The organism is Pseudorhodoplanes sinuspersici (assembly GCF_002119765.1).
GTDB lineage: Bacteria > Pseudomonadota > Alphaproteobacteria > Rhizobiales > Xanthobacteraceae > Pseudorhodoplanes > Pseudorhodoplanes sinuspersici.
The window spans coordinates 1,938,796-1,951,763 of the sequence record NZ_CP021112.1; the positions used below are offsets into that span (position 1 = coordinate 1,938,796).

A 12,968-nucleotide genomic window follows, 5' to 3' on the forward strand; every position below is an offset into this window, starting at 1 on the left:
CCTCATTTGGCCGGGGTTATAGTCGCCGGGCCGGCGAACGTCAATCAAGGAAACGGCCGGATTTGGGCCCCTTAGGCCACCTTTTTGGCCCGGACGGCGTCATATCCGGCCAGGATCGCTGTCCGGTCGGCCGCAGATGGCGGAGCCAGGGGTGGTTTCACGGCTGCGATGGCCGGGTCGCCATGAATGTGTGCCAGCAGCGCCTTGATCCCGGAAACCAGCGGCTTGCCGTCGAAAAGCTTACGGATGGCGACGGCTCGTTCATGTGCGACAGCATCGCCGGTCGCCCAGGCCTGCTGGCAGAGGTCGGCATTGCAATTGGCGGTGGCCGAGATGCAACCCGCGAAAACACCCGAGCGTGCCTCGATCAAGGCTGCTTCGGTCGATGGGAAGACGTCGAATCCCGGCGCGATCTTGGCCGCCTCGCGAGCATAAACCATGTCGCCGGAAGAATCCTTCAGCCCGGCGATACGCGAGCCATGTGTCTCGATCAACCGGCGGATCAGCGTGACATGCCAAGGCAAACCTGACTGGGCCGGGAAGTGGTAGAGATAGATCGGGATCGGTTTGTCAGCAGTGGCCTTGATGATCGTGTCGATATAAGCGGCAAGGCCATCGTCCGGCACACCCTTGTAATAGAAGGGTGGCAGAACGAGCGCGCCGGCAAAGCCGAGTTCGGCGGCATGGCGCGTCAGCGCAACTGCGTCTGAAACAGCGGCAGCACCGGTGCCGACCATCAGCCGCTGCATCGGCAATCCGTTGTCGCGATAGGCGCTCATCAGGCCCATGCGCTCATCACGCGAGAAAGATGTCGCTTCGCCGGTGGTGCCAAGTACGTTCAGGCCATCGCATCCATTGTCGAGCAGGAAGCGTGCGAGTTTCAGCGCGCGCGTGTGGTCGGGGGCGCCTTTGGCATCGATGACCGTTGAGATGGCGGCGATGACGCCACGTAAGCTTCGCTCTGTCACGGGTATCTCCTTAAGTGAAATCAGTGCCTCCCTCCCGCTCATTCCCGCATGGGTGTTTTGTCTGAGTTCCTCGCTTTTGCGGGGATGAGGGGACGGTGAGTTTCGGCCAGCTCTTAACCGCTCACGTTATACGCCGCCAGTGCGGCCATGTTGACGAGGTTCGAATCCTTCGCCCCGAGCTGCACAATTTGCACCGGCCGGTCGAGGCCGACGAGGATCGGGCCAATCACCGTCGAGCCGCCGAGTTCCTGCAGCAGCTTGGTCGAGATCGACGCTGAATGAAATGCCGGCATCACCAGCACATTGGCCGGGCCGGTGAGACGGCAGAATGGATATGCCGCCTGCAGCTCCGGATTGAGCGCCACATCGGCAGCCATTTCGCCGTCAAATTCGAAATCGACGCGCCGCCGCTCTAGGATGCGAACGGCTTCTTGAACCCGCCCTGAACGCTCACCGGGTGGATGACCAAAGGTCGAAAAGGCGAGCATTGCCAAGCGTGGTTCATGACCGAGCCGCCGTGCTACACCGGCAACTTCGATGGCGATCTCCGCCAATTCCTGTGCATCCGGCATCTCGGTCACGGCGGTGTCGGCGACGATCACCATGCGCCCGCGCGGCGCCAGCACCAACGATACGCCGATGACGCGGTGACCGGGCTTTGGATCGATACAGCGGCGTACGTCTTCGAGCGCGACCGAGAAATTGCGGGTGACACCGGTCACCATCGCATCGGCATCGCCGAGCGCCACCATGCAGGAGGCGAAGTGGTTGCGGTCCTGATTCACGAGCCGTTGGCAATCGCGGAACAGGAAGCCTTTACGCTGCAGGCGCTCGTACAGATAGCTGGCATATTCCGGATTGCGCCTAGACAACCGCGCGTTGACGATCTGGATATTGTCGCCCAGTTCGACGCCGAGATTCTTCGCGCTTTCGCGCACGCGGTCTTCGCGGCCGACCAGCAAGGCGGTGCCGAGCCCCTGATTGACGAAACTCGCGGCGCCGCGGATCACCTGTTCCTCTTCACCCTCCGCAAACACAACACGTTTTGGTGAGCGCCGCAGCCGGTCGAATACACGTTGCAGGACACCCGCCACCGGATCGCGCCGCGTGCGCAATTGCTGGCGATAGGCGTCCATGTCGACGATCGGCTTGCGTGCGACGCCAGTGTCCATCGCAGCTTTCGCGACGGCCGGCGGCACGAACGAGATCAGCCGCGGATCGAACGGCACCGGAATGATGTATTCGGGACCAAAGCGCGGTCGCATGCCGTAAGCGGCAGCCACTTCATCCGGCACGTCTTCGCGTGCGAGTTCGGCTAGCGCATGCGCTGCCGCGATCTTCATCTCCATGTTGATCGTGGTCGCTCGCACGTCGAGCGCGCCGCGGAAGATATAGGGGAAGCCGAGAACATTGTTGATCTGGTTCGGATAATCGGACCGCCCTGTCGCCATGATCGCGTCGTCGCGCACTTCGGCGACTTCCTCGGCGCTGATTTCCGGATCCGGATTGGCCATGGCGAAAATGATGGGCTTGTCGGCCATTGACGCGACCATCTCCTTGGTGACGGCGCCCTTTGCCGACAGGCCGAAGAACACGTCGGCGCCTTTCAGTGCGTCGGCCAGTGTGCGCGCATCGGTCTTCACCGCATGCGCCGACTTCCACTGGTTCATGCCTTCGGTGCGGCCCTGATAGATGACGCCCTTAGTGTCGCACAGGATCAGGTTGTCGTGCGGCACGCCGATCGCTTCGAGCAATTCGAGGCAGGCAATGCCGGCGGCGCCGGCACCGTTGCAAACGATCTTGGTGGTCTTGAAGTCGCGCCCTGTCAGCGCCAGGGCGTTGATCAGACCGGCGGCGGCAATGATTGCAGTGCCGTGCTGGTCATCATGAAAGACCGGGATATCGAGCAATTCGCGCAGCTTTTGCTCGATGATGAAACATTCCGGCGCCTTGATGTCTTCGAGATTAATCCCGCCCCAGCCTTTGCCGAGATATTTCACGCAATTGATGAATTCGTTTGGATCCTCGGTCGAGACTTCGAGATCGATGGAGTCGATATCGGCGAAGCGTTTGAACAGGACGGACTTGCCTTCCATCACCGGCTTGGCCGCCAATGCGCCGCGATTGCCGAGACCCAGAATGGCGGTGCCATTTGTAATGACCGCGACAAAATTGCCCTTGGTGGTGTAATCGTAGGCGCGGCTTTCATCTTCGGCGATCGCCAGCACGGGGACCGCGACACCGGGCGAATAGGCCAGAGACAGGTCGCGCTGGGTGGCCATCGGTTTGGTGGCCACGACTTCCAGCTTGCCAGGACGGCCCTCGGAGTGGAACAGCAACGCTTCCTGGTCGGTAAAATGCGGCCTTGGGGTGCGGCCTGGCAGCTTGGGGGACATTGCAACTCCTTGGGGCACTTTTTAGGGCCGTTGATTTTTTTGCGATTTTCGCGAGCGGACGACGTTACCGGAACAAATGGATGGGCCTCAAGTGATGAACCGGAATGGGATCGATCACGTCCAATCATGTTGAACGGGTTGGCCGGGGCCGGTATCAAGGCGCCACTCGCGTCCGCGCCGAACCGCTCCTATATCCGGGTTCCGGGGAAGCTATTATGATTCGTTCGTTGCTCCGACTGATCGGCGTTATCGCGCTTGCCGCCGGCTTTATCCTTTTGATGTATGACGGCGCCAAATCGATCGCCGATAGCCGGGTCTATATTTACAAGCTCGGACAGCTCTGGACCGACATCCATGCCGCGAGTTTGCAGGCGGCGCAGGCACGAGTGCAAGCAAATCTGCCGGCGCAGGTCTGGGATCCGGGGATTACCACTATTCTCGATCAGCCAGCCTGGCTGATCTTCGGGGTCGTCGGAACGATCTTCATCCTGCTGGGCCGCAGACGTAAGCCCCTCATCGGCTACGCTCGGTAAGAGTGGCCGCAGAGCAATCCCGAACAATCACCGGCTCGGGTTTCCGATTGCGGCGAGGCCGGCGCGTGCCACCTGGGCATCCTGCGACGAAAAGACCCCGGCAACGCCAATGGCGCCGATGATTTTCCCGTCGACGATGATCGGGAAGCCGCCCTCGAACGGCGCGACTTCCTCGAGCGCAAGGAGACGAGTCCCGGCGCCCCCGGCCGTCACGGCGTCCTCCAGCATCTTGGTCGGCAGACGGAATCCCAACGCCGTCTTGGCCTTGGCCTCCGACACCCGGATCGACACGAGCTGCGTATTGTCCAGCTTCTGCAGCATGACGAGATGGCCGCCGCTGTCGATGACGGCGATCGACACCTGCCAGTTATTCTTCACAGCCTCGGCCTCGGCTGCCGTCACGATTTTCTTGGCCAGATCCAGTGTGATGGGCGCGCCGTAGGGCGGCGGCGCCGATTGCTGGGCAGCGGCGGGTCCTGCAAACAGGAACGCGGCAAGCGCGAGCGCAGGCAACGGGAATTTCATGGCATCTCCTGATCGGGCCGGAGGCCGAGCGGCCGGGTCGGCGGCAGCATAAGGGGAACAAGGGGCAAGGGGAAGTCGGGGCGACCTTTTGCCGACGCCACAGCTATGCCGGTTTCGTTGCCAAGTCGTAACCCACGCGGCCGATGCATTCAGGCCGCCGCAAACATATATTAGCGCCAGAATTTCAGGAGGTTATTCATGTTCACCTTCAAGAAGTCGCTGACTATTCCGAGCAAGGCTGAGGCATTGCCGGGCCGAAACACCCCGATCCCCACCGCCACCCATCATTTCGTCAACGGCAACCCGCTGAAAGGGCCGTATCCGGCAGGTGCCGAGATGGCGATATTCGGTGCAGGCTGTTTCTGGGGCGTGGAACGCAAGTTCTGGCAGCTCGGCGATGGCATCTTCGTCACGGCCGTGGGCTACGCTGCTGGATCGACGCCGAATCCGACCTATGAGGAAGTCTGTTCCGGCCGCACCGGCCACAACGAAGTGGTGCTGGTCGTGTTCGACCCGAAGAAGATCTCATACGAGACGCTGCTGAAAACCTTCTGGGAGAACCACGATCCGACCCAGGGGATGCGGCAGGGCAACGATATCGGGACGCAATATCGGTCTGGCATCTATGTTTTCAACGATGCTCAGCGTAAAGCCGCCGAGGAGTCGAAGGCGATGTATGCCAAAGCTCTCGCGGACAAGCGCTATGGCGACATCACGACGGAAATTATCGACGCACCGGAATTCTATTTTGCCGAAGACTATCATCAGCAATATCTCGCCAAGAACCCGGCCGGCTATTGCGGTGTCGGTGGTACGGGCGTGAGCTGTCCGATCGGGACCGGCGTTGCGGCCTGATCGGCCGATCACAGTGAATTAGGCGCGGGACCCTTCGGGTCCCGCTTTTTGTTGCGGCACAGCAGCAACCATTGCGTTCCCTGCGGCGTTGATGCCATCCTTTGCGTCGAGGGGCACATGCGAAGATACGAACATTTTATCGAAGCTTTTTTGTTCCAGAGTCGCTGGCTGCTGGCGCCGTTCTATATCGGTCTCGTTGTCAGCCTGTTGTTACTGCTGATCCATTTTCTCGTTCAGCTCTTCACTTTCGTTGTCAAGATTCACATCGCCTCCGAATCCGAAGTCATCCTCGGCGTGCTGGCGCTGATTGATCTGGTGCTGGTTGGCAATCTGGTTCTGATCGTGATCTTTTCCGGTTATGAGAATTTCGTCTCGCGCCTGGAGATAGACTCACATGATCGTCCGGAATGGATGACCAAGGTCGATTTCGGCGGCCTGAAGATGAAACTGATGTCGTCAATCGTGGCGATATCGGCCATTCAGGTGCTCAAGGCCTTCATGAACGTCGGTAGCTATGACGACAAGAAGCTCTGGTGGCTGGCCGGCATCCACGTTGTTTTTCTGGGGTCGATGCTGGTCATCGCGGTCTCGGATCGGATCTCCGAGAAGGGCAAGCCGCCAGAGGAGATGCCCGCATCAAAGCGGAAACTCGCACGAGAGGCGGCGAAGTAAGCCTGCGGAGACACTTTGTTAACCATACACGGCGTTAATCGGGCTTGAACTTTTGCCCGGATTCGCCGATGCGGCCCCATGTCCAGTTCCGCCGCTTCTCCGTAATGATGCTGGTTGCGCTGGCATTGTCTGCCTGCGCGCGCCGGCAGGCCTATGTCGCGGAACAGCCGGGTCTGGTCGAACAGGTTCCGGCACAGGGGGCGCCCGTTGTGATGCAGGCGCCTGTCGCTCCGCCGGTCGTGCTCGCAGGGGGTGCGCCTTACGGACCGGCCGGAGGCGTTACCGGATACGATGCGCCGTATCAGCTCGATGCGGGCGACCGGTTGCGCATTCAGGTCTTCGGGCAAGAAGGCCTGACCAATTCCTACATCGTCGATGCGTCCGGAAATGTGTCGATATCTTTAATTGGTTCCGTGCCAGCGCGCGGTCTTACCACGGCAGACCTGTCGCGTGCGATCACCGGCCGCCTGCGCAATGGCTATGTTCGCAATCCATACGTGTCGGTGGAAGTCGAGGTGTACAGGCCCTTTTTCATCCTCGGCGAAGTCAATGCGCCTGGCCAATATCCTTATGTGCCGAATATGACCGTCGAAGCCGCGGTGGCTATTGCGGGTGGCTTCGCGCCGCGCGCGAGCAAGACGGACATCATTCTCTCGCGCAACTTCAATGGCGAGGCGATGCGCGGTCCGGTGCCGCCCGATTATCCTATGCGGCCAGGCGATACGATTACAGTGAAAGAGCGCTGGTTCTAGAGCATGATGCCGAAAGTGCGAACCCGGCTTTGATTTCATCAAAGCCGGAAAGCTCGAGCGTGCTTCACTTCATGTGCTTGCCGAGAAACTCATACGTGCGCTGCCATGCAAGTTTGGCGCTTTCATCGTTATAACTTGCACGCTCGTCGCAACAGAAGCCATGGCCTGCCGGGTATGTGAAGATTTCCGTATCCGGTCGCTTCTGCTTGATGATCTCGACATCCGACATCGGGATGCCGGTGTCCTGTTCGCCGAAATGCATCTGCACCGGACATTTCGGTTTCTCATCGGCGAACTTGACGATTCCGCCGCCGTAGAAAGCGGACGCCGCCGACAGGCCATCCAGACGCGTCGCTGCGAGAAACGCCACCGTTCCACCCATGCAGAAGCCGATGACGCCGACCGGACCGACCGATTTCACCTCATCGAGGCTCGCCTGAACATCCAGCAGCATCTTGCTCCAGTCGATCTTGCCGATAAATGTGCGGGCATGGGCGACTTCATCGGCCGAATAGCCGGACTGGAAATCGCGCTCGATGCGATCGAACAAGGCGGGAGCGATAGCGACATAGCCCTCGGCCGCCATCCGGTCGCAGACATTGCGGATGTGGTGGTTGACGCCGAAAATTTCCTGCACGACCACCATCGCACCTTTTGGCGTGCCGGACGGATCGGCACGATAGGCGCCAAGCGAATGATTGTCGGTGGCGGTGAGCGTTAAATGCTTGCCCAAGGCTCTCTCCTTGTCACGGAAACGATGGTTTAGGCAGGCGACTTAGCATGAGCCGCCGTGAGTGAGAAAGCCTCCGCCAGCAATGTATAGGACCGCTTTCGCGCCTCATGATCGTAGAGCATGGTGGTGATCATCACTTCGTCTGCCAGGGTCGTCTCGACCAGAGCGTCAAGCCGTTCTTTGACCATCGCAGGGGTGCCCACCGACAGCCGCTTGCGGTTCTCCTTGATGCGCTCACGATCCGCCGGCGAATAGTCATAGGCCATTGCGACCTCCGGACTTTCCAGCGGTGCATACACGCCTTTCGCCCGGCGTACGAAATTGAGATCGATGGTCGAAGCGAGATGGTCGGCTTCGTCAGCGTTTTCCGCGACGACCGCCGCGGTGGCAAGAATAGCGAAGGGCATGGCGAGATGTTGCGACGGCTGGAATCGCTCGCGATAGATGCGCATCGCATCGGCAGCATCATGACTGGCGAAATGATGTGCAAAGGAAAAACCAGCGCCAATCGATGCTGCAAGCTGCGCACTGTAATCGCTCGAGCCGAGCAGAAAAATCGGCGGCAGCGTGACGTCATTGGGCATCGCATGCACGCTGCTGAAGGGATGGTCTTTCGGGAAGCCATTGTTTTCGAGCAGTAGCAATTCCTGAAAGCGATCGAGGAAGTCGTCGTCTTCACGCACATCTTGCCGCCGTCGCAAGGCAATCGATGTGACATGGTCGGTGCCCGGCGCGCGGCCAAGACCGAGATCGATCCGGTCGGGAAACAGTGCTTCAAGCACTTTGAAGCGTTCTGCCACCATCAGGGGCGCGTGGTTGGGCAGCATCACGCCGCCAGAACCGACGCGCATGTTCTTCGTGACCGCCGCAATCTGGCCGATCATGATGTCCGGTGCAGAACTTGCGATATTCGCGAGGTTATGATGCTCCGCCAGCCAGTACCGCGTGAAACCGAGCGTGTCGGCATGCCGCGCGAGATCGAGGCTGTTGCGCAGCGATTGCGCCGCAGAGCCGCCGGCTGGAACAGGGGAGAGATCGAGGATCGAGAGCGATGTCATGTCGGCTTGTTGTCAGGCACAGGAGCGAGCCTTTAAACCGATGTAAGACGCCCAGGCTGAAATGTCAGCGTGTTTGAACGGTTGGGGTGGATTGGTTGAACTGGTTGGATTGATTGAACTGATTAAATTGGTTGAATTGGTTAGGTTGGTTGGGCCGTAGGACGAAAAGGTTGAACGGAAAAAAGAAAGTTGTCGTCGGCTTGGGGGCGGGTTTCAGGCGTGGCCGAGGACGTCTCTGGCTGAACCTGACGGATCTTCTCGGCCGCTTGGTCACGATGATAGCCTTTTTTGCCGTCGGATCGGCGCGATCGGGCTTTGCCTGCGGTATCGGAATGTCGCTGTCCTGAACCGTAATAGTGCCGGTCGCTTCCGGGCCGGATTGATCTTCCGATTTGGCCTCGGCTGCGGTGTTAGGCTTGTCCGATTGAGCGATCTGATCGCGAATTGGCTCGTCGGTCAGTGTGTCTGGCTCGGGTGCCGGGATCGTCAACACCGTCGTCACCGGTGTTTCAGCTGGCGGAGGAGGAGCGACAATGGCTTCTGCGCCTTGCGTCACAAGTGTCACGCCGGCCGTTGACGGCTCGATATCGAGCGCGGTGAGAGTGTCGCGCGCAGCCTCAATGGAGGCTGGTTCTTCCTCCGGTGCGGCTTCGGCATTGACAGCCGGCTCTTCCGTTTTTGCTGCTGTCTCACTGGCGGATGGTGCCGGATTTTGCGGAGCTGTATCGGTGGCGGTGATATGCGATTCCGGTGCCCTCAATTCCGCCTGAGTCTCGAGCGTCTCGTGGGTGATATCGCGAACCGGATTGCGTGAGCCATTCAACGTCACCGCGAAATCGAGATCCAATTGCGCTGTTTGCTGAACCGGTTCCGGCCAGTTCAATGCGATGCGGCTGATCGGACTGTCCTCAAGCGACGCCAGCGACTCGGAGCGCGACTTACGCGGTTCGTTCAAGAGCCGTGACGACGTGTAGAAGCCGACGCTCACTGTGAACAGGAACGTCGAGATCACGGCAATCATAACAACCCGAAGATCGGGAAGCATAAATATGGATCCGGGTAACGAGGATCGTTCGGTCGCCCCACCGGGCGCAATACACACGCAAATCAACAAAAGGCTGGCGCACAAAACATCACGTCAGCGTGCATTGACGGCACGCAGCCCCAACGCGCGAATCTTTCTGATTCGCCCGGGCCCGTCATGCAAAGAATTTGGATAAGTTGTGGGCGGACAACAAGAAATCGCCGCCGGGAAGCGTTCCCGACGGCGGCGTTATCACCTTACCGCGTAGCGGAGGTATTGGAGGCGGTGGGGCCGCCTTTGCCGTCACCGAGCACGACAACCTTCGTGCCGATCTTCACCCGTGTATAGAGATCCTGCACATCCTCGTTCAGCATCCGGATGCAGCCCGATGACACGAATTGGCCGATCGTCGATGGCTGGTTGGTACCGTGGACGCGATAGATCGTCTTGCCGAGATACAGCGCGCGCGCACCGAGCGGATTGCTTTCGCCACCGGCCATGAAGCGCGGCAGATAAGGCTGACGCTCGATCATCTCTGCCGGCGGGTGCCAGTCCGGCCATTCCGCCATGCGGGTGATCTTTTCAGTGCCTTTCCAAGTGAAACCCTCACGTCCGACGCCGATGCCATAGCGGATCGCGGTGCCGTCACCGTTCACGTAATAAAGAAAGGTGCTCGGGGTATCGATGATGATTGTGCCGGCAGGCTCTTTCGTCTTGTAGTCGACGATCTGGCGCCGGAATTGCGGCGGCAGTTCTTTCGGCTGGCCAATTTCCGGCTGATCTTCCGGCGGCAGGGCGGCAACGGTGGTGCGGCCCTGAGCGCCAGGCGCTGTGTTCATGCCGGGTGCGAGATTGGTCGGAGCAGCGCCGTAGCTCGGTCGATAGCCATCGACTGCAGCTGGCGGACGCGGCATGTCAGGACGTGCCGATCCATACTGCTCGCCAGGATGATACGGCGCGCCCGGATTGTATTGACCACCGGAATTATACTGCCCACCGGATCCATATTGTTGCCCGCCCGGATACTGGCCCGGGGGCGGTGAAGAGGGGCCGCCCTGATATGACGGCGCCGCCTGATACGATGGCGCGGCCTGATACGATGGCCGGCTTTGGTAGGGATTAGAGTAGTTGCCGCCACCCTGATCGGGATAAGCATTCGAGGCATAAGGTTCGTTGGACGGCGCGGCGCCGTAGGTTGGGCGGCCGTAATTGCGATCCTGCGACGGCGGCAGGCTTTCGCTCGGCATCGCCTGCGGCGGTGCGCCGTAAGAGGTGGTGGCCTCGCCACGGAGAGACGGCAGCGGCTGGCTTTCCACGGGCGGATCGTAACTCGATGAACGCGGCATCGCGCGCGGTGTGTACCGGCTGTCGTCCGGTTCTGCTGCCATGATCCCGTCGCGATATCCGCCAGGCGGAGAGGTGTATTGCGCCGAAGCCGTAGCAATGCCGAGACCAATGGTCGCCACTGAAGACAACAAGACCAAACGCCGCATTTTGATGCAGTCCCCCTAGGAAGGAGCGGTTCGTCTAAGTGATAGTTAGGGCAGTATGAAGGCGAGGTGAAAATCCGCAAGAATCGAGCAGAAACCATACGGAATCCAAACGGAACCCAAGCGGAAACACGCCTAAAGTACTCCCTACCGAAAGATTCACGGCGAAGCAGATTGCCTGCCGCGTCCACCCCCCTTTAGCGGCTGCATGCGGAAAAACCTGTAACCCCCAGGCCACAGGTGCCCGCTGCGTTTTGACCATGTCGGCAATCCCGGCCAGGATCTCATTGGTCAGGGGGATTTCGACCGGCTCGTTTTTGCGGCCAGATAGCATGGCATCACCGTCCGAGCGCTTTCCGGCGTAGCCTCGGCGGGCGGTCCATGATGCAGGATTCCGGAACGTGGATGGGTTTCCGGCCCCATCTGGCCGGCATAGACATGGTCGACCTGCCCGCCCGGCATATCGACATCGGATACTGGGTGCCGTTGGCAACGGTATTGAGGCAGTTGTCGCGGCAGTTGTCATTGGCAACAGCGAGCCTTCGGTGCCGGTGATCTCGATCGTGGTGGCGCAATAATTCGGAGAACTCGGCGCCAGATTCCAGCCGCCGCTGCGCAATTCGGCGTGGCACCTTTTCAAATATCTCGCGAAGGACACCGGGTGCTTGGCCGGTCGTCACAATCGCTCAGGGCGGAGAGGTTGCCGACACTATCGAAGCGCCGATATCGTCGTGCCCTGCGCAAACAAGTTTCGCAGTTTGCGCAAGCTTGACTGCGAGCGCGCATGACGATGTGTCGTACCGCTCGCTACGGCGCTGCAATGTGCCACGTATTGTTGGCGACGCCGTCACCAGTAATGTCGCCGGGCTTGGTGTCCTTGATCCAAGTATAGAGTGGCTTGCCTTTGTAAGCCCATTGCTTGCTGCCATCATCGCGGACGATGACGGTGTAGGGGCCTTGGTCTTGCGCGTCGCCACCCGCCATCAGCGGCGGCCAGTTGGTTGCGCATGGCCCGTTACAAACGGATTTGCCGGCCGTGTCCTTGTCGAAAATGTAGAGCGTCATGCCCTTTTCGTCGGTGAGAACTTTGCCTTTCGCGCTGTCACCAGTTTTGATCGGTGCTGTCTGCGCCAAGGCAGTCGCGATGAAGCTTGTGGCTGCAACAGCGACCAGAAGAAATTTTTTCATTGGGACCTCCTCGGAAGACTGCGGCAACAGTCTATGCCGCGATGAACCCAGTGCCTGCGACATTTATTCCGGAAATTTTTCGGTCACATTCTGATGATCGCATGGAATAAATTTTCATGCGCCATGCCTGCCGCTCTCTATCCAGGGCCCGTCTCTTCAAACCGACAATAAACAGGAGAATTACATGCTCAAAGCTGCGACCACCAAATCGCCGATCGTGCCATGCCTGACCTATCGCGATGCGCCGGCTGCCATCGCGTTTCTTTGCAACGCATTTGGCTTTGAAAAGAAAATGGTGGTGCCGGGCGAGAACGACACCATCGCGCATGCCGAACTGGTCTGCGGCAATGCCATGGTCATGGTTGGATCCGTGAAGGACAACGGCTACGGCCAATTGATGAAGTCACCGCGCGATGTCGGCGGGGCGACGCAAAGCATCTATCTTGTGGTCGCCGATGCCGATGCGCATCATGCACAAGCCAAGGTGGCCGGTGCCGAGATCGTTATTCCCCTGGTGACGCAGGATTACGGTGGGCGCGACTATACCTGCCGCGACATCGAGGGCCATGTCTGGACATTCGGAACGTATGACCCGTGGGCATCGTAATCGAAGGCGTTCCGGAATATCTAAAAGTTGCCCGACAAATTTTGGGGCGCGTGTTCGGGATTGGCTACCAAGCTCTGCAAAATCATCTGCTGTGACCACGATGCCTCTTGTCCTGCGGGCAATTCATCCCCCTATATTTGGTATTGGTCTTGCAGCCCGATTCGACC

The 12,968-nt window shown here is 59.6% G+C and carries 13 protein-coding genes; 5 read left to right on the top strand and 8 right to left on the bottom strand.

What is annotated here, in order from left to right; genetic code table 11:
* Window positions 1–71: 71 nt before the first annotated feature.
* Together CAK95_RS09470 and CAK95_RS09475 are read right to left on the bottom strand one after the other, a co-directional pair.
* Entirely contained in the window at window positions 72–968 is an 897-nt protein-coding gene (locus tag CAK95_RS09470) for a dihydrodipicolinate synthase family protein (RefSeq protein WP_198343822.1), read from the bottom strand.
* 113 nt (window positions 969–1,081) lie between these two features.
* Window positions 1,082–3,364 (bottom strand): NADP-dependent malic enzyme, encoded by a 2,283-nt coding sequence (locus CAK95_RS09475; protein ID WP_086087690.1) that lies wholly within the window; start codon window positions 3,362–3,364, stop codon window positions 1,082–1,084.
* 215 nt (window positions 3,365–3,579) lie between these two features.
* On the opposite strand from CAK95_RS09475, the gene CAK95_RS09480 reads away from it, so the two are divergent.
* Window positions 3,580–3,897, top strand: coding sequence for a hypothetical protein (locus CAK95_RS09480; protein ID WP_086087691.1), 318 nt, complete (start codon window positions 3,580–3,582; stop codon window positions 3,895–3,897).
* Window positions 3,898–3,924: 27 nt separating this feature from the next.
* Here CAK95_RS09480 and CAK95_RS09485 read toward each other — a convergent pair whose 3' ends face one another.
* Window positions 3,925–4,422, bottom strand: a complete 498-nt coding sequence (locus tag CAK95_RS09485; protein ID WP_086087692.1) for a GlcG/HbpS family heme-binding protein — start codon at window positions 4,420–4,422, stop codon at window positions 3,925–3,927.
* Between the two features lie 198 nt (window positions 4,423–4,620).
* Between CAK95_RS09485 and msrA the strand changes: the two genes are divergently transcribed.
* The 3 genes from msrA (at window position 4,621) to CAK95_RS09500 (ending at window position 6,701) form a co-directional block, all read left to right on the top strand.
* Complete coding sequence (gene msrA / locus CAK95_RS09490) at window positions 4,621–5,277, top strand: peptide-methionine (S)-S-oxide reductase MsrA (RefSeq protein WP_086087693.1); 657 nt, start codon at window positions 4,621–4,623, stop codon at window positions 5,275–5,277.
* 117 nt (window positions 5,278–5,394) lie between these two features.
* Window positions 5,395–5,949 (top strand): TIGR00645 family protein, encoded by a 555-nt coding sequence (locus CAK95_RS09495; protein ID WP_086087694.1) that lies wholly within the window; start codon window positions 5,395–5,397, stop codon window positions 5,947–5,949.
* Between the two features lie 68 nt (window positions 5,950–6,017).
* Entirely contained in the window at window positions 6,018–6,701 is a 684-nt protein-coding gene (locus CAK95_RS09500) for a polysaccharide biosynthesis/export family protein (protein WP_245303689.1), read from the top strand.
* Window positions 6,702–6,765: 64 nt separating this feature from the next.
* Here CAK95_RS09500 and CAK95_RS09505 read toward each other — a convergent pair whose 3' ends face one another.
* From CAK95_RS09505 to CAK95_RS09530, 5 genes are all read right to left on the bottom strand, one after another.
* Entirely contained in the window at window positions 6,766–7,434 is a 669-nt protein-coding gene (locus tag CAK95_RS09505) for a dienelactone hydrolase family protein (protein WP_086087696.1), read from the bottom strand.
* A gap of 29 nt (window positions 7,435–7,463) precedes the next feature.
* Window positions 7,464–8,492: an LLM class flavin-dependent oxidoreductase gene (locus CAK95_RS09510; RefSeq protein ID WP_086087697.1), complete on the bottom strand. Its 1,029-nt coding sequence runs from the start codon at window positions 8,490–8,492 to the stop codon at window positions 7,464–7,466.
* A 64-nt stretch (window positions 8,493–8,556) separates the two neighbouring features.
* Window positions 8,557–9,537: a hypothetical protein gene (locus CAK95_RS09515; RefSeq protein WP_086087698.1), complete on the bottom strand. Its 981-nt coding sequence runs from the start codon at window positions 9,535–9,537 to the stop codon at window positions 8,557–8,559.
* A gap of 236 nt (window positions 9,538–9,773) precedes the next feature.
* A complete protein-coding gene (locus tag CAK95_RS09520; RefSeq protein ID WP_245303690.1) occupies window positions 9,774–11,009 on the bottom strand; it encodes a L,D-transpeptidase in 1,236 nt (411 codons plus the stop codon).
* Between the two features lie 804 nt (window positions 11,010–11,813).
* On the bottom strand, window positions 11,814–12,194 hold the full coding sequence (locus tag CAK95_RS09530; RefSeq protein WP_086087700.1) for a COG4315 family predicted lipoprotein: 381 nt from the start codon (window positions 12,192–12,194) through the stop codon (window positions 11,814–11,816).
* Window positions 12,195–12,378: 184 nt separating this feature from the next.
* Here CAK95_RS09530 and CAK95_RS09535 point away from each other — a divergent pair, with 184 nt between their 5' ends.
* Entirely contained in the window at window positions 12,379–12,801 is a 423-nt protein-coding gene (locus CAK95_RS09535; protein WP_086087701.1) for a VOC family protein, read from the top strand.
* Window positions 12,802–12,968 lie beyond the last annotated feature (167 nt).